Genomic DNA, 22,619 nt, shown 5'->3' on the forward strand with positions numbered 1-22,619 from the left:
CTCCGAAGTTAGAAATCGCGGTCCGTGGTCGGCGTCACGCTGGGGAGCTGTGTTCCCGAGTAGCTCTCAGGTATGACAGGGGGTACCTGAGAGGGCCGATGGCCTGCGGCCCGCGCAAGGGGGCAGAGGGGGAGGGGGTTCAGTCGGCCAGCAGGGATTCGACGTAGCCGGCCCGCCAGCGGGGTGCCGGGTCCTGGCCGGGGCTGGTCCAGTACTCCCTCGCCGCGACGACCTCCCCGTCCCGCACCGTCCACAGGGAGACCGCCCGGTAGAGGACGTGGTCCTGGGGCATCTCCACCTCGGTGACGACGAGGTCCCCGTCCGCCAGGATGCGCAGGAGCTCCACGGACCTCTCGTCCGAGTAGCCGTCGTCGCTGTTCACGGCGATGAAGTTGGCGCGTCCCACGATGCGTTCACCGCTCACCGGCCATTCGATGACGGCGTCCTCGGCGATCAGCCCGGCCACGCCGTCCCAGTCGCGTGCCTCGATCCGCTCCCACAGTTGTGCCACTACCTTCAACGGCTCCATGTGCGGCAGTGTCCGACGGGCCCGTCACGCGTAACAAGCTTTGCTTGCAGGCTTATTGACTTCGACACAAACGGCCCGGGTCACTGTTTGCGATAGGTGAGCGGGGCGCCGGGAGCGCCCGCCAGCTCCCGCTGGAGGGTGCCGTCGGGCAGCAGGCGCAGCCGGCTCCAGTTGCCGGGACTGCAGGTCGGCGGGGCGCCGGAGGTGACGGTGGAGGCGTCGAGCTCCACCGGGTCGGGGGCGGCGCGCAGCGGGGCCTTCCAGGCGCAGGTGAACTCGGGGCTCCGGACGCTGAGGGTCATCACCGGCTCGCCGACCACGCCGTGGGTGAGGGTGAGCTGCCAGGTCTGCGTGCCGGTGGTGGCCCGCCAGGTGCCGAGGTAGGCCTCGGGGAGCGCGGCGGGCGGCGGGGGTGGAGCCGGGGTTCCGGCGGGGCCGGTGCCCGGGGTGCCCGGTGCCGTGCCGGTGGCCGAGGCGTGACCGCCGCCCGGCCGTACGGGGTCCGCCGGGCCGTTCATCACCGCGTACACCGTGCCGCCCGCAGCGACGGCGACGACCACGGCCACCGCGAGGAGGAAGACGGTGGACGCGGTCCGGGGGCGGTCCGCACGCTCCGCTTCTCCGTGGGCGCGGGCCGGGTAGAAGGGGTGGCCGGGCCCGGTCGCGGTCGCGGCCGCCGGTGGGACCACGGGCGGCGGAACGAGGGGCGCCGGCGGTGCCACGGGCGGGGCCGGAGGTGTGGGAGAGGGGGGCGCCGCGGGAGGTGCCGGAGGTACGGGTGGTTCGGGCGCCACGGGAGGCACGGGCTCCACGAGAGGTACGGACGGTACGGGCAGTACGGGAGGTACGTGGTCCGGGCCCGCGTCCTCGCGGTCCAACAGCTGTACGGCGTGCCGCCCGAGCTGCGCCACCAGCAGCGCCGGAAGCCACGGTTCCAGGGCCTTGCCCTCGGCCACGGTGTCCCCCGCGCCGACCCGGGCCAGCACCTCGGCGGGCTCCGGCCGCGCCGCGGGGTCCGCGCGCAGGCAGTCCCGTACGAGCTCGCGCAGCTCGGGCGGTACGCCGTCCAGGTCCGGTTCCGGTCCCGGTTCCGCTTCGGCTTCCGTGCCGCGGAGCAGGAGCGCGGCGACGCCGCCGGGCTGTTCGGCGTCGCCGAAGGGCAGCCGGCCGGTGGCCGCGTACGCCAGGACCGCGCCGAGGCAGAACACGTCGCAGGCGGCGGTCGCGGGCTCGCCGCGAGCCTGTTCGGGAGCCATGAAGCCGGGCGAGCCGATGAGTTCACCGGGCCGGGTCAGGCCCAGGTCGGGCTCGGCGGGGGCGCGGGCGATGCCGAAGTCGATGACGCGGGGGCCGTCGAGGGTGATCAGGACGTTCGAGGGCTTCAGGTCGCGGTGGACGAGGCCCGCGCGGTGGATGTCCTGGAGGGCGTACGCGAGTCCCGCGGCCAGGATGCGTACGGAGCGGCCCGGCAGCGGACCGAAGTCCCGGGCCACGACCTGGCGCAGGCTCGGCCCGGCCACGTAGCCGGTGGCGAACCAGGGGATCTCGGCCTCGGTGTCGGCCTCGAGGACGGGGGCGGTCCACTCGCCGGCGACGCGCCGGGCCGCGGCGACCTCCTGGCGGAAGCGGACGCGGAACTCCTCGCGGGCGGCGAGGTCGTGGTGGACCAGCTTGACGGCGACGGAGCGGCCGCGGTCGGAACGGGCCAGGTACACCTGGCCCATGCCTCCGGCGCCGAGCCGGGACAGCAGGCGGTACGGGCCGATGCGGTGCGGGTCCCGTGGGTGCAGTTGTTCCATGCCGGGCGGTCCTCCCCTGTGGGGCCGACAGCCCCCGCGGGAGAAGACGGACCCGGACCCCGGGTGGTTGCTCCGGACCGCCGGGGCACCGCCCCTTGCCGGGCCCGGCCGAGCCCGCCTGGAGCACCGGCCCTTGCCGGGGCACCGCCTCTGCCGGGGCACCGCCTCCCTGCCGGGGCACCACGTCTGCCGGGGCCCCCGCCGCTCCCTGCTGGGGCACCGCCCCCGGCTGGGGCCCGACCTCGGCGCCCTGCCCAGGCCCACCCCTGCCGGGGCCCCGCCCCGCCCGGGCCTTTCCGGGCTGGCCCAGGCGCGCCGGGCTCGCCCGCCCGGGCCCGCCCCGCCCAGCTGGGCCCCGCCCCAGCCATGGACCTGCCTCGCCCATCCCGCCCGCTCAGGCTCACCCCGCTGGGCCGAGCCCGCCCCGCCCCGCCCCACCCCGGGGTCAGGGCTCGGTTGTCGGAAGGGTGTCCAGGGCTCGGGTCAGGCGTTCCAGGACGTGGACCGTCTCGGCCAGGCCGTCGTCGCCCAGTTCCGCCGCGAGGCGGGTGGCCAGGGACGCGTGGCCCGGGCCGATGCGGGCCACCGCCGCGCGGCCGGCCTCCGTCGGGCGCAGCAGTTTCGCCCGGCGGTGCGCCGGGTTCGGTACGTACTCCGCCAGGCCCTTGGCGGCCAGCAGGTCCGCGACGCGCTGCACGCTCTGCCGGGTGATGCCCATGGCCCGGGCGATGCCCGCCACCGGCAGCGGCTCCCGCAGCACCGCGCCCAGGACCTGCCACGAAGCGGCCGTCAGTCCGGCCGGGCGGGCCAGCTCCTCCGAGACGGAGAGGAACTGGCCGTTCAGCCGGAACACTCCGAGCGCGGTGCGGCTCAGCAGGTCCTGCCGGGCGCGGACGGACAGCCCCGCCGCCTGGGACTCGGACCCCGCCTCCCGCGGCCGCGGCTCAGGCATCGCCCGACTCCGCCGCCGCCATCAGGACCGGGTACGCGCTCGCGTCCGAGTCGTGGAACAGCCGGTACCACGCGTCCAGCACGTCCGGCTTGTAGACGTCGAGCCGCGCGAAGACCTCGCGGGCGAAGGCCACCGGTTCCGTCGGCCCCGCCGTGATCAGGTCGCCGTCCGTCACGGCGTCGGCCTCGACGTAGTGCTCGGCGCCCGCGTACCCCGGCTGGTGCGCGAGGTACACGGAGGCCGCGCTGGTGTGGGCCCGGCCGTCCAGCAGGCCCTCCCGGGCCAGCCCGGCGGTGGCCCCGCAGATCGCCGCGACCGGGACCCCGGCGGCCAGGAACTCGCGCGCCTTCGCCGCGAAGGGGGCGAGGTCCTCGCCGGTGTCCCAGAGCGAGGCGCCGGTGAGGATCAGCAGCGAGGAGTCCTCGGGCCGCAGGTCGGCCAGGACCAGGTCGGGCTGGATCCGCACGCCGCCCATGGTGGTGACGGGCTGCTCGGCGGCGAGTCCGACCGTACGGACGCGGTGGCCGCGCTGGGTCAGGTGCGCGGTGGTGTGGCCGGTCTCCCAGTCCGCGTACGTGTCGTAGACCGCGAGGTGGACGGGCTTGGCCGGGGTGTCGTGCCGCAGGGTCTCGCTCATGGTGCTCGCCTCCGTGGTCGGGTCCGACGTGCGGTGCCTTATGACAAGAGGCTGTCATAACGACAGTGTGCTGTCAATCGTCTCGCAGCAGCCCTCGCAGCAGCCCTCGGGGCAGTCCACCGGGCGCCCTCCGGGCAGGCCGCAGGGACAGAGTCGCGAGGCAGGCCGCAAGACAGACTGCCGAGACCGGCACCCCAGCCGCAGACAGTCCGCCGATATCCCGCCCCACCTGCGCACTTCTAGCGTGGCGACATGACCCCTCATGTCCCCCCGCACGCCGACCCGCTCGCCGGTGCCGCAGTCAAAGACGCCGACCGAAAGCACGTCTTCCACTCCTGGTCCGCCCAGGCCCTGATCGACCCGCTCGCCGTCGCCGGGGCCGAGGGGGCGTACTTCTGGGACTACGAAGGCAAGCGCTTCCTCGACTTCTCCTCCCAGCTGGTGAACACCAACATCGGCCACCAGCACCCCCAGGTCGTCGCCGCGATCCAGGAGCAGGCCGCACGCCTGTGCACCCTCGCGCCCGGCTTCGCCGTCGACGTCCGCTCCGAGGCCGCACGCCTCATCGCCGAGCGGACCCCGGGCGACCTCGACAAGATCTTCTTCACCAACGGCGGCGCCGAGGCCGTCGAGAACGCCGTCCGCATGGCCCGGCTGCACACCGGCCGGCAGAAGGTGCTGTCCACCTACCGCTCGTACCACGGCGCCACCGCAGCCGCGATCAACCTCACCGGCGACCCGCGCCGCTGGCCCTCCGACACGGCCGCCGCCGGTGTCGTCCACTTCTGGGGCCCGTACCTCTACCGGTCCGCCTTCCACGCCACCACCGAGGCCGAGGAGTGCGCCCGCGCCCTCGCCCACCTCTCCGACACCATCGCCTTCGAGGGTCCGCAGACGATCGCGGCGATCATCCTGGAGAGCGTGCCCGGCACCGCCGGGATCATGACCCCGCCGCCCGGCTACCTGGCGGGCGTGCGCGAGCTCTGCGACCGCCACGGCATCGTCTTCATCCTCGACGAGGTCATGTCGGGCTTCGGCCGCACCGGCAAGTGGTTCGCCGCCGACCACTGGGGGGTCACCCCCGACCTGATCACCTTCGCCAAGGGCGTCAACAGCGGGTACGTGCCGCTCGGCGGCGTCGCCATCTCCGCAGCCATCGCCGAGACCTTCGCCACGCGCCCCTACCCCGGCGGACTGACGTACTCCGGCCACCCCCTGGCCTGCGCCGCCGCCGTTGCCACGATCAACACCATGGAGGCGGAGGGCATCGTCGAGCACGCCGCCCACCTCGGGGAGAACGTCATCGGCCCGGCGCTCGCCGGGATCGCCGAGCGGCACCCCTCCGTCGGGGAGGTCCGCGGGCTCGGCGCCTTCTGGGCTCTGGAACTCGTACGGGACAAGGAGACGCGGGAGCCGCTCGTCCCGTACAACGCCTCCGGCGCCGACAACGCGCCGATGGCCGAATTCGCGGCGGCCTGCAAGGCGTCCGGCCTGTGGCCGTTCGTCAACATGAACCGCACGCACGTCGTCCCCCCGTGCAACATCACGGAGGCGGAGGCCAAGGAGGGTCTGGCCCTCCTGGACGAGGCGCTGACGGTTGCCGACCGGCACACCACGGCCGGCTAGCCCGGGCTGTCGCATGAGCGGTGGTGGCTGATTCCCGTCCGCATAACGGGCATTAAATCCGCATATCGGCCACCAACCGTTCGGTTTCGGCCTTGCGGCCTGGCCTAAGGTGTCCGGAGTCCTACGACAGGAGACCGACCCCTATGCCAGGCAGCGGAGCTGTCACCCGCAACACACTTCGCCAGCAGATCGCGGACGCGCTTCGTGACGAGGTGCTCGCGGGACGTCTGCCTCCGGGTACCGAGTTCACGGTCAAGCAGATCGCCGAGCAGTACGAGGTCTCCGCGACCCCCGTACGCGAGGCCCTCGTGGACCTCTCCGCCCAGGGGCTGCTCGAGCTGGTCCAGCACCGGGGCTTCCGGGTGCGGGTCTACTCCGTGGACGACTTCCGGGGCATGGTCGAGGCCCGCTCGCTGGTGGTGGACGGCATCTTCCGGCGGCTGGCCGAGCGCGGCACCGCGCCCGGGGCCGGCGAGAAGCTGGTGTCGGTGCGCCGCCGGGCCGAGGAGGCGCGGCGGGCCGCGCACAGCGGTTCGCTGGAGGTGCTGATCGGCTACGACCTGCGCTTCTGGCGGGAGCTGAGCGGGCTGGTCGGCAACACCTACATCTCGGAGTTCCTGCACCGCATCCGGGTGCAGTGCTGGGTCTTCGCCGTCCCGCACCTCCAGCGCGAGCCGCAGCTGCGGGCCGCCCTGTGGGACCGGCACAGAGAGCTGGTGGACGCCGTGACGCTGGCGGACGCCGACGAGGTGCGGCGCCTCGTGCAGGACTACAACCAGCACGGGCTGGACTGGGCTGCCGAGCTGTAGGGCCGTGCCGTGGCTTGGCGTGTTGGGTGTGCCGGGCTTGGCGTGTCGGTCGTGGCGTGGCGTGGCGTCGGTCGGCGTCCGCGGGTCCCGGTGACCGGGTTCTGCGCACCTCTTCGCGGAGCGTGTCCGGAGCATTACGCTGGCCCGATCGGCGGCAACGACTGATCGGAGGCCGCGTGGCCTGTGACCTGTGGCTGGTCCCCCTTGTCGATGTGCTGTGCCACAGCCCCGACAACCCCTTCGCGGAAGAGATCGCCTCGTACGACAAGGCGCTGGGCGAGGCCGGACTGCCGTCCGTCCCCGTGTTCGCCTACATGCCGGGCCTGAGCGGGGACGTCGCCCCGGTCGCCGGCTTCGACTACGACGCCCTGCATTTCCTGAGGCGGGCGTACCTGCTCCAGATCTGCGGCCTGCCGGTGACTCCGGTGGACGAGCTGGGCGGGGACTACGAGCAACTGCTGGAGATGTTCGAGCCCACGGCCCAGCAGTCGCACCTGGTGTGGCACTACGACCACGCCGGGGCGTACGTACCGGTGGACTTCGCGGCTCCGCTGGCGAACGAGGAGCTGTTGGCCGGGGGCGGGCCGCTGGGGTCCGCGCAGGGGTTGCTGCGGGAGCTGGCGTTCGTGGCCCCCGCCATTGGGATAGACCCGGGGAATCCGCCCGCGGCGCCGGCGCCGCCCGGGCGGCCGACCTCGCTGGAGGAGCCTGCGGGGCCGATCCCGTACGACGACAGCCCTTTCGCGCGGGAGCGGCATGTCTGGCTCGGGCTGCATGCGGCCGCCACGCGGAGTCTTGGGCAGGGCTCGATGATCATCTTTAGCTGACGGGGTTCTGGGTTCTGGGTTCTGGGTTCTGGGGTCCGGGGGTCTGAGGTCTGGGTTCGGGCGCGAGGTGCGGGTGCGGGTTCGGGGGCCGGGTTTCGGGGTTCGGGCCGGTGGGCGGGTGCGGGTGCCGCTGCGCGGAGCTGGTCCCCGCCCCGCCCTTTCTCCGTTTCCCGGGGCTCCGCCCCGGACCCCGCGCCTCAAACGCCGGCGGGGCTGGTAGGGCCCCGGTGCGGCTGGCAAAGGCTCGGCGGGGCTGGAAGGGCCCCCGGCGCGACTTGAAGTGGCTCGGCGGTGCTGGAAGGGCCCCCGCGCGGCTGGGAGAGGCCGGCCCGGGCTGGAAGGGCCGGGGTGTCGCTGGGAGAAGGCTTGCCCGGGCTGGAAGGGGCTCGGAGCCGCTGGGAGAAGGCTGCCCGGGCTGGGAGGCGTGGCGGGGCGGGAAAGTCAGCGTGGTTGTTCCGGGGGGCGTTGGCGGGGCATGTTCGGGCGGGTGCCGGGGGGGAGGGAGAAGCGGGCCGGGGGGACGCCTACGTCCGTGCGGGTCGCGGAGCCGCCCAGGGACTGCATCACCAGCGGGGCGGGCCCGGCGCGGAATTCCACCATCCAGTCCGCCGTCTCCGAGCGCACCAGCTCGGTGATGTCCTCCGAGAAGCGCCGCAGCACGGTCAGGCAGCGCTCGGCGGCCTCGCTCGCCGTGCCCTCGGTGGGCCCGAGGACCTCGCGGACGTTCTCCGAGGCCCAGTCGAACTGCAAGGTCTGGAGCCGCCGCTGCACCGCCTGCGCGGTCGCCACGTTCCGCATCCACCCGGAGGTCAGGCCGAAGAACCTGTCGCAGCCCAGCGCGGCGGCGCCCAGCAGGAGCGCGAGGTACCCGTACGCCGACGCGCCCGGCACCGAGCCCGTCAGCTCCAGCAGGGGCAGCGCGGAGCCGGTGACGGCGCCCACGGCCGCGCAGACCCGCAGGACGCGGGCGCCCCGGCGCTTGCGCGCACGGTCGGACAGGTACCACTCGGCGGTGCGCAGCGCATCGGCCTCGACCCGGCGGTAGAGCTCGTCGAGCCGCTCGGCGGGTTCACCCCAGTCCCCGAGGGGGAACGGCCGTCCGGTCAGGTCGCCCGCCGCCATCGGCCCGCCGCCCTCCTCCCGGGGATCCCGGGGTGGGCCCTCGGGCTGCATCTCCGGCTGGCTCACCCGGCACTCCCTCTGCCTGCGCTGACGTGTGGTGGTGCGCGTGTGCGCAATGGTGCGCATGCTCTTCCTACCTTCGAATGACGTGCGGTGGACGACGAATCCCGGGTTTTCCGCCCGCAAGGAGGTCTCCAGCAGGTACGCGCAGGTCCCGTCTCTCACTCGAAAGAGTTGGTCCTCACGGCGTAGGGCGCGGCGCCCGGGGAGCACGTAGGCTCGGATTGACCAAGAGCTTCCGAAGGTATGGAGTGAGTGCCCTGTGATTCCCGGTGGTGGCCAGCCCAACATGCAGCAGCTGCTCCAGCAGGCCCAGAAGATGCAGCAGGACCTCGCCGCGGCCCAGGAGGAGCTCGCGCAGGCCGAGGTCGAGGGCCAGGCCGGCGGCGGCCTGGTCAAGGCGACCGTGACCGGCTCCGGTGAACTGCGCGCCCTGGTGATCGACCCGAAGGCCGTGGACCCGGAGGACACCGAGACCCTCGCCGACCTGGTGGTCGCGGCGGTCCAGGCGGCCAACGAGAACGCCCAGGCGCTCCAGCAGCAGAAGCTGGGCCCCCTGGCCCAGGGCCTCGGCGGCGGCACCGGGATCCCCGGCCTCCCCTTCTAGCACCGGCCCGGCCCCCGACCGACCCGACCCATCCGACCCGACGACCCGACCCGAAACGAAAGAAGGCAGTCCGTTGTACGAAGGCGTGGTCCAGGACCTGATCGACGAACTGGGCAGGCTGCCCGGCGTCGGGCCCAAGAGCGCGCAGCGGATCGCCTTCCACATCCTGCAGGCCGAGCCCACCGACGTCCGCCGCCTCGCGCACGCGCTGCTCGAGGTGAAGGACAAGGTCCGGTTCTGCGCGGTGTGCGGCAACGTGGCGCAGGAGGAGCGGTGCAACATCTGCCGCGATCCGCGCCGCGACCTGTCGGTCATCTGTGTCGTCGAGGAGTCGAAGGACGTCGTCGCGATCGAGCGGACGCGCGAGTTCCGGGGCCGTTACCACGTCCTCGGCGGCGCCATCAGCCCGATCGAGGGCATCGGCCCGGACGATCTGCGCATCCGCGAGCTGCTGGCGCGCCTCGCGGACGGGACGGTGACCGAGCTGATCCTGGCCACCGACCCGAACCTGGAGGGCGAGGCGACCGCCACCTACCTCGCCCGCATGATCAAGCCCATGGGCCTGAAGGTCACCCGCCTGGCCAGCGGGCTCCCCGTCGGGGGAGATCTGGAGTACGCGGACGAGGTCACGCTCGGGCGGGCCTTTGAAGGAAGGCGACTTCTCGATGTCTGACGCAACGCTGCACGCCCTGGGCCAGGACCCGGACGACTTCGCGGCCTCGATCGCGGACCAGATCGAGTCCTTCATCGTCGCGGTCACCGAGGTGGCCAAGGGCGAGGACCCGGACAGCGCGGTGCCGTTCCTCCTGCTGGAGGTGTCCCAGCTGCTGCTGGCGGGCGGCCGGCTCGGGGCGTACCAGGACGTCCTGCCCGAAGAGCGCTACGAGCCCGACCTCGGTCCGGAGCCGGACGTGGACGACCTGCGCGAGCGGTTCGCGATCATGCTGGAGCCGGTCGACGTCTACTCCGAGGTCTTCGACCCGTACGAGCCGCGCAAGACCCCCGTCGCGCACCGGATCTCCGACGACCTGGCGGACGTCGTGGCCGACCTGCGGCACGGGCTCATCCACCACCAGGCGGGCCGGGTGACGGAGGCGCTGTGGTGGTGGCAGTTCTCGTACTTCACCAACTGGGGCCCGACCGCCTCGGCGACCCTGCGCGCCCTCCAGTCGCTGATCGCCCACGTGCGCCTGGACCAGCCGCTCGCCGCGCTGGACGGACTGGACACGGACGAGGACCTGGCGGAGGACGATCTCGCCGAACAGGCCGGACAGGTGATGGCCGAGGAACTGGGTGGTCTGGGCCGCCACTGAGGCAGCGTATGCTGTGATCTTTTCGTCTCATGATGTGGTACGAAGCGGTCGGATCGCGGCCGCTAGTTAGACTGCACCAGCAATGAGACGGACTGAGCGAGGAGCGCACGTGGGCCTTGTCGTGCAGAAGTACGGAGGCTCCTCCGTAGCCGATGCCGAAGGCATCAAGCGCGTCGCCAAGAGGATCGTGGATGCCAAGAAGAACGGCCACCAGGTGGTCGTCGTGGTATCCGCGATGGGCGACACGACGGACGAGCTGATCGATCTCGCCGAGCAGGTGTCCCCGATGCCTGCCGGACGCGAATTCGACATGCTGCTGACCGCCGGAGAGCGGATCTCCATGGCCCTGCTGGCCATGGCGATCAAAAACCTGGGCCACGAGGCCCAGTCGTTCACCGGCAGCCAGGCGGGCGTGATCACCGACTCGGTCCACAACAAGGCGCGCATCATCGATGTCACGCCGGGCCGTATCCGCACCGCGCTGGACGAGGGCAACATCGCCATTGTCGCCGGCTTCCAGGGCGTGTCCGCGGACTCCAAGGACATCACCACCCTCGGCCGCGGCGGCTCGGACACGACCGCCGTGGCCCTCGCCGCGGCGCTCGACGCCGAGGTCTGCGAGATCTACACCGACGTCGACGGCGTCTTCACCGCGGACCCCCGCGTCGTGAAGAAGGCGAAGAAGATCGACTGGATCTCCTCCGAGGACATGCTGGAGCTCGCCGCCTCCGGTTCCAAGGTGCTCCTGCACCGCTGTGTCGAGTACGCACGCCGATACAACATCCCGATCCACGTCCGGTCGTCCTTCTCGGGACTGCCGGGCACCTGGGTCAGCAACGAGAATCCGCAAGGGGACGAGCAGGTGGAGCACGCCATCATCTCCGGAGTCGCTCACGACGTCTCCGAAGCCAAGATCACGGTCGTCGGCGTCCCGGACAAGCCGGGTGAGGCCGCGGCGATCTTCCGCGCCATCGCGGACGCCGAGATCAACATCGACATGATCGTGCAGAACGTCTCGGCGGCCTCCACGGGCCTCACCGACATCTCGTTCACCCTCCCCAAGGCCGAGGGCCACAAGGCCATCGACGCCCTGGAGAAGGCGAAGGGCCAGATCGGCTTCGAGTCCCTGCGCTACGACGACCAGATCGGCAAGATCTCCCTGGTCGGCGCGGGCATGAAGACGAACCCGGGCGTCACCGCCTCGTTCTTCCAGGCGCTGTCCGACGCGGGCGTCAACATCGAGCTGATCTCCACCTCCGAGATCCGCATCTCCGTCGTGACCCGCCAGGACGACGTCAACGAGGCCGTCCGCGCGGTGCACACGGCCTTCGGCCTCGACTCCGACAGCGACGAGGCCGTCGTCTACGGAGGCACCGGACGATGACCGCGCACCGGTCCTCCGGCCCGGCGCTCGCCGTGGTCGGGGCGACCGGAGCTGTCGGCTCCGTCCTGCTCCAGATCCTGTCCCAGCGGGCGGACGTCTGGGGCGACATACGCCTGATCGCCTCCGCGCGGTCGGCCGGCCGCGTGCTGACCGTCCGCGCGCAGGAGACCGAGGTGCTCGCCCTCTCCGAGGACGCCTTCGACGGCCTCGGAGCGGGTGACGTGGCGCTCTTCCTGACCCCGGCCGAGGTCTCGGCCCGGTGGGCCCCCCTCGTCACGGCGCGCGGCGCCGTCGTCGTGGACCAGTCCGCCGCCTTCCGCGAGGACCCCGAGGTGCCGCTGGTGGTACCCGAGGTCAACGGGCACGCCGTACGGATCCGGCCGCGCGGGATCGTCGCGGGCCCCGACTGCGTGACCGCCGCGATGATCACCGCCCTGGGCGCGCTGCACGCCGAGTTCTCCCTGGCCGAGCTGGCCGTCTCCACGTACCAGGCCGCGAGCGCCGCCGGACGGGCCGGTTCCGCGTCCCTGCGCCGCCAGCTGTCCGTGGTCGCCGGGACCTCCCTCGGGGAGCAGCCCGGGGACGTGCGCCGCGCCGTGGGCGAGGACACCGGCCCCTTCGCGGCCCCGCTGGCCCTCAACGTGGTGCCCTGGTCCGGTGAGCTGCGCGCGGACGGCTGGTCCTCGCACGAGCTGGCCGTACGGGCGCAGACGCGCCGGATCCTCCAGCTGGAGCGGCTCCCGGTGGCGGTGACCTGCGTCCAGGTGCCGGTGGTGAACGGGCACTCGCTGACCGTACGGGCCCGGTTCGAGCGCGAGGTGGACGCCGTCCAGGCCCGGAAGGTCCTGGAGGCCGCGCCCGGCGTGGTGCTCGCGGACGACCCGGCCGCGGGGGAGTTCCCGACTCCGGCGGACGCCGCCGGAACGGATCCGGCCTGGGTGGGGCGGGTGCGGGCCTCGCTCGACGACCCCCGCTCGCTGGAGTTCTTCGCGTGCGCCGACAATCTCCGCACGGGCGCCGCGCTGAACGCCACACGGATCGCGGAGCTGGTCGCAGGTGAATTTGCGTAAACCACTTTGTAGGATCGGTGCTGATCCCTTGATCAAGGTGATGGCCCGGATGCCGTCTCGATGGACGGGGCACTCGGGAAGAGCGGGCACGCATGAGGGCGTTGGGGATTTTGCTGGTGAGGCGGCCTCGCGCGTACAACCCTGACGGGGGCACACGCGTCCTACAGGCGTGGCTGAGGCACTCCTCGATATCGCCGTCGTACCGGCACGCACCGGGATCGTTCCGTCGCGCCGGGGTTCCCGTACGCCCGGTGGCGGTTTCCCGGTGATCGTTCCCGTCCCGCCCGGGCCCTCCGAGCTGCCCCTGCGGTCCCCCGTGCCGCCCCGCAGCGGCCGTGTGCCCCCGCCGCGCGACGGCGCGGACCCCGCAGGGAACGCCAAGGGCGAGGGCAGCGCGGGCAGCGGCGGGAGCACGGCCGAGGCGGCCGTCGTGGCCGGCACCACCGTCGACCACCTCACCGAGACCTACCAGGCGCACTACCGCTCGCTGCTGGGACTGGCCGCACTGCTCCTCGACGACACCGCCTCCTGCGAGGACGTGGTCCAGGAGGCCTTCATCCGCGTCCACTCGGCGCGCAGCCGGGTCCGCGACCGCGACAAGACGCTGGCCTACCTGCGCCAGACCGTGGTCAACCTGTCCCGGTCCGCGCTGCGCCGCCGCATCCTCGGTCTCAAGCTGCTGTCGAAGCCGATGCCGGACATGGCGAGTGCCGAGGAGGGTGCGTACGACCAGCTGGAGCGCGACGACCTGATCAAGGCCATGCGCGGGCTCCAGCGCCGCCAGCGCGAGGTGCTGGTGCTGCGCTACTTCGCGGACATGACGGAGGCCCAGGTCGCCGAGACGCTCGGCATATCGATCGGCTCGGTCAAGGCGTACGGATCGCGGGGCATTGCCGCGCTGCGGGTGGCGATGGAGGCTGCGCAGTCATGATGGACGACCTGAAGGACGACCGCACCCCGCGGGGCGGGACGAGCGAGGAACAGGCGCTACGGGGCCTGCTGCGCGGAGCCGTCGGGGGCCTGGAGCCCTCCGGGGACGCGCTGGAGCGGCTGCGGTACGCGGTCCCGGCGCGCCGGACGCTCAAACGGCAGGTCCTCGTCGGCGCGGCGACCGTCGTGCTGCTGGCCGGGGCCGCGGTCCCGGCGGCCCTGCACGTGGCGGGCGGCACGGGCGAGAGCACCGAGCACCCGGCCATGGCGGGCCACGGCGAGCAGCACGGCGCCGAAGCGGGCGCCACCCGGTCCGGATCGCACCAGGACGGGGCCGGCGCCCAGCCGAGGGCCAGCAGGTCCGCCGGCGGCACCCCGGACGCGGGCGGTACCACCGGGCAGCCGACGCCCACGGCCGGAGGCTCCCCGTCCGGAGGCCTGAGCGCGGGCCCGTCGGGGACCGGCGCGTCGGGCGGCCCGGCCGCGGGCACCGGCCCGATGCCGCCGGTGGCGGCCCCGGGGGTGCCCGGCTGCAGCGCCGATCAGCTGGGGGTGGTGGGCTCGGCCCGCGCCCCGGAGACCGACGGCAAGGTGTACGGGAGTTTCAAGGTCACCAACGTCTCGGCGAAGGGCTGTACCGTCACCGGCCCGGACACGGTGCGCGCGGCGCCCCTGGACGGGGCCCCGTCCGCGCAGGGCACGGGGGTCGCGGTGGTCGGCCACACGGCGGGCGACCCGGCGAGCGGGCTGCTGCCCGACCCGTCGGTGGAGGCTCGGGTGCTGACGCTCGAGCCGAACACGGCGTACGAGGTCCGCTATGCGTGGGTGCCGCCGGCGGAGCCCTGTCCGGCGCAGAGCACGGGCGGGGGCGGGAAGCCGCCGCAGGGCGGGTCCGCGGGCGCCTCGGCGGGTACGGCGGACGGGACGGCGGCCACCGAGCCGCAGACGGCGGAAACGCCCCCGGAGCCGGGCGGTGTGGCGGTGTCCCACACACCTCAGACGGGATCTCCGACCACCCAGACCACGATTCCCGAGGCCTGTGGCGGGACGGTGTACCGCACGGGGGCGATCCCGGTGGACGAGGAGAAGCCGTAGCGCTCCGCCGGTGCTCCGGTGCTCCGGTGAGCGCAGGGGCCGACGGACTCCGGCCGGCTTTCCGGGGACTCCGCCGCGGACCCCGCGCCTCAAACGCCGGCGGGGCCGGATGCGGCCGGCGTCGACTCGGAAGTGTGCGCAGCGCAGTTTCAGGGGTTCAGGTGCGCGGGGCGGTGGCCCCGGCCGTTTCAGCCGTTCCGCCCGCCGCAGGCGGCTCGGCCGGGAGCAGGCCCGCCTCCGCGTCGCGGATCATCTCGACCTCGCGCCGGTAGAGCCGGAACCACATGAAGAGCACGAAGGCGACGAAGACGAACCATTCGCCGGTGTAGCCGAGGTTCTGGAAGGCCTTCAGGTCGAGCCCGGTGTTGACCGGCGCCTGCGCGGGCACCGGAACCATCCCGTCCGCCGGGGTCTGCACCGTCAGCCAGGCGTCGTACAGCTCGTACGGGACGAGGTTGACCAGCGAGGCCGCCCCGATCACCCCGAGCTGTCCGGCCGGCAGGCCGCCCTCCGCGTGCACGCCCTTGGTGCCGGAGTTCTCCGCGGCCTGGAGGGCCCCGGTGACCTCGACCCGCCCGGTCGGCGGGGCGGGCGCCTTCGACGCGTCCGCGGTCCCCGGCAGCCAGCCCCGGACCACCGGGACGGCCTTGCCGGAGTCGGTCCTCAGCAGGGTCAGGACGTAGAAGCCGGTCGCGCCGTCCAGCCGCCGCTCGGGAACCAGCAGCTGGTCCCCGTACTCCCCGGCGGCGGAGGCCAGCTGTCCGGAGGTCTTCTTGTCCACCGGAAGGAGCGAGTCCAGCGGCGCGGGCGCCTCGGCGGCGGGCCGCCCGGCGGTCGCCTCCCGGTGGCTGTCCACGCGGTCCTCGAAACGGCCGAGCTGCCAGGACCCCATGAACAGGCAGAAGGGAACGGCGAGCGCGACGAAGACGTTGATCCCCCACCAGCGCGGGGTCAGGAGAAACCGGTGCACCCCACCACGGTACGGGGGGTGCACCGGCGGGTGTCCCGCAGGGTCAGTCGGACAGGCGCGAGGGCAGGTGCTTGAGCGCGAACTCCAGCTCCATCCGGACCTGCTTGATCCGCTCCTCCACCACGAGCGAGCCGTGCCCGGCGTCGTACCGGTACACCTCGTGCACCGCGCCGCGCGCCGCCAGCCGGTCCACGTAGTTCTCGATCTGCCGGATCGGGCAGCGCGGGTCGTTGACCCCCGCCGCGATGTGCACGGGGGCCGTCACCGCGTCCACGTACGTCAGCGGCGAGGACGCCTCGAAACGGTCCGGGACCTCCTCCGGGGTGCCGCCGAAGAGGGTGCGGTCCAGGGCCTTCAGGGCCTCCATCTCGTCGTGGTAGGCCGTCACGTAGTCCGCGACCGGTACGGCGGCCAGGCCCACGGCCCAGGCGTCCGGCTGCGTCCCGAGGCCCAGCAGCGTCAGGTAGCCGCCCCACGAGCCGCCCGACAGGACCAGCCGCGCCGGGTCCGCGAGGCCGGAGCCGACCGCCCATTCGCGGACCGCCGCGATGTCCTCCAGCTCGATCAGGCCGACCCGGTGCTTGAGGGCGTCCGTCCAGGCCCGGCCGTAGCCGGTCGAGCCGCGGTAGTTGACCCGGACGACCGCGAAGCCGTGGTCCAGCCAGGTCGCCGGGTCCGCCGCGAAGGCGTCGCTGTCGTGCCAGGTCGGCCCGCCGTGGATCTCGAAGACCGTCGGGAAGGGGCCGTCGCCGTGGCCCTCGGGCCGCTGCGCGAGCGCGTGGATCCGCCCGCCGGGGCCCTCCACCCACACGTCCTCCACCGGCACCGAGCCGGGCGCGCGGAAACCGGGCGGGTCCAGGACGGTCCCGCCCGCGGTGGACCGCACCGAGGCGGGCTCCGAGGCCGAGGACCACTGGTACTCCACTGTCCCGTCGGGCCGCGCCGTCGCCCCCGAGACCGTCCCGGGCGGGGTGTCCACCCGTACGAGCTCCCGTGCGGCCAGGTCGTAGCGCCACAGCTCGCTGCGCGCCTCGAAGCCGTGCACGATCAGCAGCGCGGAGCCGTCGGGATACCACTCGGCGCTGACGTCGCCCGGCAGGTCGAGGACCAGGTCCTCCTGGGCGCCGGTGGCCACGTCCCACACCATCGGCTCCCAGCGGCCGCGCCGCTGGTGGCCGACCAGCAGCCGGGTGTCACCCGCGACGGGCGCGAAGCCGAGCACCTCCAGGCCCAGCTCCTCGGTGCCGCCCCGGGTGTCGTCCAGCTCGGCGACGGTGGCGCCGTCGAGGGTGAGCACGCGCAGCGCCGAGTGCATCGCGTCCCCGTGCTCGGTGTGCTCGACGGCGACGAGCGTCCCGTCGCGGGACAGGTCGCCCACGCCCGCCGACTCCCGGTGCCGGTAGATCACGGTGGGCGCGGAGCCGTCCGCCCGCACGACGTGGACGGTCGAGCCGTCCTCGTCGGTGGAGCGGCCCACGACCGCCGTCCCGTCCCGGCCGATGGCGAGCCCGGCGGGGTACGAGGGCTCCAGCCCGGGCGTGGCCGGCTCGTCGGGCCCGCCCGCGAAGGGCTGGCGCACCCAGGTGCCGAACTCGTCACCGTCGGTGTCGGAGAACCACCAGATCCACTCCCCGTCGGGGGAGAGGGTGCCGTCGGTGGTGCCGTTGGGGCGGTCGGTGGCCTGCCGCCGGCCGCCGGTGGCACGGTCCCAGGCGTAGATCTCGTAGGTGCCGGTCGCGTTGGAGACGAAGAGCGAACGGTCCGGGGCGTCCTCGGCCCACTCGGGCAGCCCGACGCGCGGTGCCCGGTACCGCTTCTCCCACTGGGGCATCTCGGGGGTGTCGCCGGTGGTCACATGGCTGTCGCTGGTCATGTCCCCCATTCTTAGCGGACGGGCCGCCGGGATGCCGATTGCTCCGAACGGGCGCACAGTGGAACGCGTACGTCTGCTCAGTGCTCCCAGAAGGAGTGGTCATGGCCAAGAAGGCTCGTACCGGTCACCACCGCCACCAGGATTCCGAGCGTGCGATGGCGAAGAACACGGCGGCCGAGGCACGTGCCAAGGCCGCGGTCAGGGACGTGCAGTCGGTCGCCGCGAAGACGAGAGGCATGCAGCAGAAGGCTCAGGCCAAGCGCGGCTGACCGCTGAGTCACAGCACCGGTCACCGGCCCGCGGCTTCCCCGAAGCCGCGGGCCGTGTGCGCGGCCGATCCGGCAGGATCCGGAAGAGACGCCCTAGGGTGGGCGCATGCGGATGATCGTCCGGGGCGCCCGGTTGCCGACCGACCAGAATGCCGCCGTCGACGCGCACGGCCTGTTCGACGTCGAGGTCGGTGAGGACGGCCGCATCGCGCGGGTCCTCCCGCACGACGACCAGAAGGAACCGCCGGCCACCGGCACCCTCATCGAGGCGCACGGCTCGCTGCTCACGCCCCCCTTCGTCGAGCCGCACATCCACCTCGACACCGCCCTGACCGCCGGTGAGCCGCGGCCGAACGCCTCCGGCACGCTCTGGGAGGGCATCGCCTGCTGGAGCGAGCGCAAGCGGACCCTGACCCGCGAGGACGTGATCGCGCGGGCCACCGAGGTGCTGCGCTGGCAGGCGGCGCAAGGCGTGCTGCACGTCCGTACCCACTGCGACACCACCGACCCCTCCCTCACCGCGCTCGACGCCCTGCTCGAAGTGCGCGACAGGGTCCGGGAGTTCATGACCCTCCAGATCGTGGCCTTCCCGCAGGAGGGCATCGTCTCCTTCCCGGACGGGGAGGCCCTGCTGCGCGAGGCGCTCGTGCGCGGTGCGGACGTCGTCGGGGCCATCCCGCACTACGAGGACACCCGCGAGGACGGGGTGGCGTCGCTGGGCATCGCCTTCGCCCTGGCCGAGGAGTACGGGCTGCGCGTGGACGCCCACTGCGACGAGATCGACGACGAGCAGTCCCGCTTCGTGGAGGTGCTGGCCGCCCTCGCGCTGCGCTCGGGCCTGCGCGGGCGGGCCACGGCCTCGCACACGACGGCCATGGGCTCCTACAACGGCGCGTACAGCTTCAAACTCCAGCGGCTGCTGGCCCGTTCCGGCATCAACCTGGTGTCCAACCCCTTCGCGAACCTCAACCTCCAGGGCCGCTTCGACGCCTACCCCAAGCGGCGCGGCCTGACCCAGGTCAAGGAGATGCTGGCGGCGGGCGTCAACGTGGCCTTCGGCCACGACGACGTGATGGACCCCTGGAACGCGCTGGGCACGGGCAACCCGCTCCAGACCGCCCTCGTCGGCCTGTACGCCGCCCAGCTCACCGGCGCCGACGACATCCCCACCGCCTTCTCGATGGTGACGGACCGGGCCGCCCGGGTCCTCGGCCTGGACGCGGACCAGTACGGCATCACCGAGGGCGCCCCCGCCTCCTTCGTGCTCCTGCCCGCCCCGTCGCCCCAGGAGGCGGTCCGCCGCCAGGTCCGCCCCCGGTACGTGGTCTCGCGCGGCAGCGTCCTCGCCCGGACCCCGCCCGCCCCGACCGTGCTCAACTGGCCGGGCGAGCCCCCGTCGGAGGTCGACTTCACCCCGCGCCTACGCTGACGTGCCATGACCATGACCTGGACCCTCGACACCGCATCCGCCCGGGCCGCCCTCCGGATCGCGTCGGAGTACGCCGACGCGGACCTGCTCGGGCATTCCGTCCGCTCCTACGCCTTCGGGGCGCGGTACGCGGCCGAGCACGGGCTCGCGTACGACGCCGAACTGTTCTACGTGGCCGCCCTCGTGCACGACCTGGGCCTGACCGCGCCGTTCGACAGCCACACCCTCCCCTTCGAGGAGGCGGGCGGCCATGTCGCGCGCGTGCTGACGGCGGGCCTGGGCTGGCCCGCGGAGCGCCGAGCCCGCGCCGCGGAGGTGATCGTCCTGCACATGCGTGATGACGTCACGGCCGCCGAGGACGTCGAGAGCCACCTCCTCCAGGTCGGCACCAGCGCCGACGTGTCGGGGCTGCGCGTCGAGGAGTTCGACGCCGGCTTCACGGCCGCTCTGCTCGCCGCGTACCCGCGGGGCGGCTTCGGCGCGTCCTTCCTAGCCCTGGCCGAGGAGCAGGCGCGGCGCAAGCCCGCCTGCGCGGCGGCCGGCTTCGTGGCGGGCGGCGCGGCAGCCCGTATCGCGGCCAACCCGCTGGACCGGCGCGGCTGACCGCGCCGCGGCGGCGGACTTGCTCGCACTGGCCCGGACCGAACTCGCCGCCCTGGCACGCACCCGTACCGACCGCACCGAAGGACTCGGCTCATGAACGACCCGCACCGGACCCCCACGGAGGACACCCGCTTCCGCGGGATAACCGTCCGCCAGGAGGGCCAGGACCGCATCGAGGTCCACGGCGAGGGGATACCCCGCGTGACCCTGGAGCGCGACCCGGCGTCGGAGGTGGACCCGCGGACCGCCATCGGCACCCGCGACCCGGACCGCCTCACGCTGCGGATCGACGGGCGGCAGGCCCGGCTGGCGCCGGCGAAGGGGGCCCTGACCAGGCGCTCGTACCGGGTGGACGTGGAGTACGGGGGAGCGCGCTACCGCCTCGTCCCGGACTCGGTGCCCAGCAGCCGGCTGACCCGCGACGGAGTGCACCTCGGTGACTTCTCCTGCGACGGCGACGAGACGGTGGTCGCCGAATGGAAGGAGGGCGCCGAGGTCGAGCCGGTGGACGCCTCGATCGGCTACGCCCTGGCGTCGGCCTTCGGCACGGGCGGCCAGCCCCTGTGGATGATGATCGCCGACGGGGTGAGCAGCGCACTCCCGTAGGTGCTCCCGCAGAGCTCCCGAAGAGGGTGGAGGCGCGGCCCTGACCGGCCGTTCCGTCCCGGCCTTCCGTCCGGCCTTCCGTACCGTCCGTTCCGCCCCGTCCTGCCGACCGGCGGCCCCGTGGCTACGCTGGGCGTGAGGGGCGACCGACGGGAGGCCACCTCATGGGCCGACGCCACCACTTCCACATCGACCACGCGGGGCACTCGGTGAGCGCCACCGTCCAGCCGGGCCACACCGTGCAGGTGGAGGTACTGGTCGACGGGAAGGAGACGGGGCATGCCACCACGTACGACGACCACCCCGTGACCGTGCAGGTGGAACTGCCGACGGATCCCCCGACGTGGGCATCGGTCCGCGCGACCCCCGGCCCGGGGGTGCCGCGCTGCGTCTTCGAGACGGCGGCCATCGAGCCGCGGGTCATGTCGCCGCGCTCCTACTGACGTGCCGCCGCCCTTCGCCGTGACGCGGGAGATCCAGCCGCGTCTGGCGTCACGCTCGACGGGCCCGCTCGGGGGAGCGGGCCCCGGCGGGTCAGTGCCCGCGGGTCAGTGCCCGCGGGTCAGTGCCCGGGGGTGAGTTCGCCGCTCAGCGTGCGGTGGATGCGGGCGCTGTGCTCGTTCAGGCCGGTGATCTCGACGGTCTTGCCGAGCCGGGCGTACTTGGTCTCGACGGCGTCCAGGACGGCGACGGTAGAGGCGTCCCAGATGTGGGCCGCGGAGAGGTCGATGACGACCCGGTCCGGGTCTCCCGCGTAGTCGAACCGCGTCACCAGGTCGTTGGAGGAGGCGAAGAACAGTTCGCCGGTGACGGAATAGACGACCTCGGTCCCGTCGGGGTCGGTGACCGAGGTGACGTCCGCCAGGCGGGCGACCCGCTTGGCGAAGACGACCATCGCGGTGACGGAACCCGCGATGACGCCGACGGCCAGGTTGTGGGTCGCCACCACGCACACCACGGTGACCACCATGACGGTGATCTCACCGGCGGGCATCCGCTTGAGCGTCTTCGGCGCCACCGAGTGCCAGTCGAAGGTCGCGAAGCAGACCATCACCATGACGGCGACCAGCGCGGCCATCGGGATCTCGGAGACGACCGGTCCGCAGACGATGCACAGCACCATCAGGAAGACGCCCGCGAGGAAGGTCGACAGGCGGGTGCGCGCTCCCGACACCTTCACGTTGATCATCGTCTGGCCGATCATCGCGCAGCCGCCCATGCCGCCGAGGAACCCGGTGACGATGTTGGCGACGCCCTGCCCGACGGATTCGCGCGTCTTGCTGGAACGGGTGTCGGTGATCTCGTCGACGAGCTTCGCCGTCATCAGCGACTCCATCAGCCCGACCAGCGCCATGGCGAAGGCGTACGGGGCGATGGTCGTCAGGGTGTCCAGCATGAACGGTACGTCGGGCAGCCCGGGCACCGGCAGGGCCGACGGCAGCGCCCCCTTGTCGCCCACGGTCGGCACCGCGATCCCGGCCGCCACGGTGACCGCGGTGAGGATGGCGATGGAGACCAGCGGAGCGGGGACCGCCTTGGTGACCTTCGGGAAGAGGACCATGAGCGCCAGCCCGGCCGCGACCAGCGGGTACACCGGCCACGGCACATCCCGCAGCTCCGTCACCTGTGCCATGAAGACCAGGATGGCGAGCGCGTTGACGAAGCCGACCATCACCGAGCGCGGTACGAAGCGCAGCAGCCGGGCCACCCCGAGCGCGCCGAGCAGGATCTGGAAGACGCCCGCCAGGATGACTGCGGCCACCAGGTAGCCGAAGCCGTGCTCCCGGTTGAGCGGGGCGATGACCAGGGCGACCGCACCGGTCGCCGCCGAGATCATCGCGGGCCGGCCGCCGACGACGGCGATCGTCACGGCCATGGTGAAGGAGGCGAACAGCCCGATCGCCGGATCCACCCCCGCGATGATCGAGAAGGAGATGGCCTCGGGGATCAGCGCGAGCGCGACGACGAGCCCGCCGAGCACCTCGGTCCGCAGCACCTTCGGCGAGAGCCAGGACGGCCGGCGCACGCGCGGGCGCGCTGACGGGGAAAGGGCGGGGGAGGGCATGGCGAAGCGGACCTGTCGTGTCGTGGGTGCGAAGTGAGGAGTGT

At 73.1% G+C, this 22,619-nt stretch carries 23 protein-coding genes; 15 read left to right on the forward strand and 8 right to left on the reverse strand.

Annotated elements, in window-relative coordinates:
- Window positions 1-139: 139 nt before the first annotated feature.
- The 4 genes from AB0D94_RS06665 to AB0D94_RS06680 all read right to left on the reverse strand — a co-directional run bounded on the left by AB0D94_RS06665 (window position 140) and on the right by AB0D94_RS06680 (window position 3,917).
- Window positions 140-529, reverse strand: coding sequence for a nuclear transport factor 2 family protein (locus AB0D94_RS06665; RefSeq protein WP_362046541.1), 390 nt, complete (start codon window positions 527-529; stop codon window positions 140-142).
- An 80-nt stretch (window positions 530-609) separates the two neighbouring features.
- A complete protein-coding gene (locus AB0D94_RS06670) occupies window positions 610-2,328 on the reverse strand; it encodes a serine/threonine-protein kinase (protein WP_362046544.1) in 1,719 nt (572 codons plus the stop codon).
- A 445-nt stretch (window positions 2,329-2,773) separates the two neighbouring features.
- Window positions 2,774-3,280, reverse strand: coding sequence for a MarR family winged helix-turn-helix transcriptional regulator (locus AB0D94_RS06675; RefSeq protein WP_362046547.1), 507 nt, complete (start codon window positions 3,278-3,280; stop codon window positions 2,774-2,776).
- Window positions 3,273-3,917 carry a DJ-1/PfpI family protein gene (locus tag AB0D94_RS06680; RefSeq protein WP_362046550.1) on the reverse strand — a complete coding sequence of 215 codons (645 nt, stop codon included), beginning with the start codon at window positions 3,915-3,917 and terminating at the stop codon, window positions 3,273-3,275. Before AB0D94_RS06680 ends, AB0D94_RS06675 begins: the two co-directional genes overlap by 8 nt.
- Window positions 3,918-4,169: 252 nt before the next feature.
- Between AB0D94_RS06680 and AB0D94_RS06685 the strand changes: the two genes are divergently transcribed.
- The 3 genes from AB0D94_RS06685 to AB0D94_RS06695 all read left to right on the forward strand — a co-directional run bounded on the left by AB0D94_RS06685 (window position 4,170) and on the right by AB0D94_RS06695 (window position 7,179).
- Window positions 4,170-5,543, forward strand: coding sequence for an aspartate aminotransferase family protein (locus tag AB0D94_RS06685; RefSeq protein WP_362046553.1), 1,374 nt, complete (start codon window positions 4,170-4,172; stop codon window positions 5,541-5,543).
- Window positions 5,544-5,686: 143 nt separating this feature from the next.
- Complete coding sequence (locus AB0D94_RS06690) at window positions 5,687-6,352, forward strand: GntR family transcriptional regulator (RefSeq protein ID WP_362046556.1); 666 nt, start codon at window positions 5,687-5,689, stop codon at window positions 6,350-6,352.
- A 176-nt stretch (window positions 6,353-6,528) separates the two neighbouring features.
- Window positions 6,529-7,179, forward strand: a complete 651-nt coding sequence (locus AB0D94_RS06695) for a hypothetical protein (protein WP_136217620.1) — start codon at window positions 6,529-6,531, stop codon at window positions 7,177-7,179.
- Window positions 7,180-7,620: 441 nt separating this feature from the next.
- On the opposite strand, the gene AB0D94_RS06700 is transcribed toward AB0D94_RS06695, so the two are convergent.
- A complete protein-coding gene (locus AB0D94_RS06700) occupies window positions 7,621-8,367 on the reverse strand; it encodes an SLATT domain-containing protein (RefSeq protein ID WP_362046560.1) in 747 nt (248 codons plus the stop codon).
- A 256-nt stretch (window positions 8,368-8,623) separates the two neighbouring features.
- On the opposite strand from AB0D94_RS06700, the gene AB0D94_RS06705 reads away from it, so the two are divergent.
- The 7 genes from AB0D94_RS06705 to AB0D94_RS06735 all read left to right on the forward strand — a co-directional run bounded on the left by AB0D94_RS06705 (window position 8,624) and on the right by AB0D94_RS06735 (window position 14,760).
- Window positions 8,624-8,968, forward strand: a complete 345-nt coding sequence (locus AB0D94_RS06705; protein WP_362046563.1) for a YbaB/EbfC family nucleoid-associated protein — start codon at window positions 8,624-8,626, stop codon at window positions 8,966-8,968.
- Between the two features lie 73 nt (window positions 8,969-9,041).
- Complete coding sequence (gene recR, locus AB0D94_RS06710) at window positions 9,042-9,641, forward strand: recombination mediator RecR (RefSeq protein WP_362046566.1); 600 nt, start codon at window positions 9,042-9,044, stop codon at window positions 9,639-9,641.
- A complete protein-coding gene (locus tag AB0D94_RS06715; RefSeq protein ID WP_362046569.1) occupies window positions 9,634-10,281 on the forward strand; it encodes a DUF5063 domain-containing protein in 648 nt (215 codons plus the stop codon). The genes recR and AB0D94_RS06715 overlap by 8 nt, the downstream gene beginning before the upstream one ends.
- Window positions 10,282-10,390: 109 nt before the next feature.
- Window positions 10,391-11,665: an aspartate kinase gene (locus AB0D94_RS06720; RefSeq protein WP_362046572.1), complete on the forward strand. Its 1,275-nt coding sequence runs from the start codon at window positions 10,391-10,393 to the stop codon at window positions 11,663-11,665.
- Window positions 11,662-12,735, forward strand: coding sequence for an aspartate-semialdehyde dehydrogenase (locus AB0D94_RS06725; RefSeq protein WP_362046575.1), 1,074 nt, complete (start codon window positions 11,662-11,664; stop codon window positions 12,733-12,735). The genes AB0D94_RS06720 and AB0D94_RS06725 overlap by 4 nt, the downstream gene beginning before the upstream one ends.
- 169 nt (window positions 12,736-12,904) lie before the next feature.
- Window positions 12,905-13,666 (forward strand): SigE family RNA polymerase sigma factor, encoded by a 762-nt coding sequence (locus AB0D94_RS06730; RefSeq protein WP_362046578.1) that lies wholly within the window; start codon window positions 12,905-12,907, stop codon window positions 13,664-13,666.
- Window positions 13,663-14,760 carry a hypothetical protein gene (locus tag AB0D94_RS06735; RefSeq protein ID WP_362046581.1) on the forward strand — a complete coding sequence of 366 codons (1,098 nt, stop codon included), beginning with the start codon at window positions 13,663-13,665 and terminating at the stop codon, window positions 14,758-14,760. The genes AB0D94_RS06730 and AB0D94_RS06735 overlap by 4 nt, the downstream gene beginning before the upstream one ends.
- A 157-nt stretch (window positions 14,761-14,917) precedes the next feature.
- Here AB0D94_RS06735 and AB0D94_RS06740 read toward each other — a convergent pair whose 3' ends face one another.
- Together AB0D94_RS06740 and AB0D94_RS06745 are read right to left on the reverse strand one after the other, a co-directional pair.
- Entirely contained in the window at window positions 14,918-15,730 is an 813-nt protein-coding gene (locus AB0D94_RS06740) for an SURF1 family protein (protein WP_362046584.1), read from the reverse strand.
- A 43-nt stretch (window positions 15,731-15,773) separates the two neighbouring features.
- Entirely contained in the window at window positions 15,774-17,603 is a 1,830-nt protein-coding gene (locus AB0D94_RS06745; RefSeq protein WP_362046587.1) for a prolyl oligopeptidase family serine peptidase, read from the reverse strand.
- A 101-nt stretch (window positions 17,604-17,704) separates the two neighbouring features.
- Between AB0D94_RS06745 and AB0D94_RS06750 the strand changes: the two genes are divergently transcribed.
- The 5 genes from AB0D94_RS06750 to AB0D94_RS06770 all read left to right on the forward strand — a co-directional run bounded on the left by AB0D94_RS06750 (window position 17,705) and on the right by AB0D94_RS06770 (window position 20,953).
- On the forward strand, window positions 17,705-17,872 hold the full coding sequence (locus AB0D94_RS06750) for a hypothetical protein (protein ID WP_362046590.1): 168 nt from the start codon (window positions 17,705-17,707) through the stop codon (window positions 17,870-17,872).
- 106 nt (window positions 17,873-17,978) lie between these two features.
- Window positions 17,979-19,301 (forward strand): cytosine deaminase, encoded by a 1,323-nt coding sequence (codA, locus tag AB0D94_RS06755; protein WP_362046593.1) that lies wholly within the window; start codon window positions 17,979-17,981, stop codon window positions 19,299-19,301.
- A gap of 6 nt (window positions 19,302-19,307) precedes the next feature.
- The gene (locus AB0D94_RS06760) at window positions 19,308-19,904 is read left to right on the forward strand and encodes an HD domain-containing protein (RefSeq protein ID WP_362046596.1); all 597 of its coding nucleotides are present in this window, start codon (window positions 19,308-19,310) and stop codon (window positions 19,902-19,904) included.
- Between the two features lie 93 nt (window positions 19,905-19,997).
- Entirely contained in the window at window positions 19,998-20,510 is a 513-nt protein-coding gene (locus AB0D94_RS06765; RefSeq protein ID WP_362046599.1) for a hypothetical protein, read from the forward strand.
- 164 nt (window positions 20,511-20,674) lie between these two features.
- The gene (locus AB0D94_RS06770; protein WP_362046602.1) at window positions 20,675-20,953 is read left to right on the forward strand and encodes a hypothetical protein; all 279 of its coding nucleotides are present in this window, start codon (window positions 20,675-20,677) and stop codon (window positions 20,951-20,953) included.
- A gap of 119 nt (window positions 20,954-21,072) precedes the next feature.
- On the opposite strand, the gene AB0D94_RS06775 is transcribed toward AB0D94_RS06770, so the two are convergent.
- Window positions 21,073-22,575: a SulP family inorganic anion transporter gene (locus tag AB0D94_RS06775; protein WP_362046605.1), complete on the reverse strand. Its 1,503-nt coding sequence runs from the start codon at window positions 22,573-22,575 to the stop codon at window positions 21,073-21,075.
- Between the last annotated feature and the right edge of the window lie 44 nt (window positions 22,576-22,619).

This window comes from Streptomyces sp. NPDC048255, assembly GCF_040652415.1.
Lineage (GTDB): Bacteria > Actinomycetota > Actinomycetes > Streptomycetales > Streptomycetaceae > Streptomyces.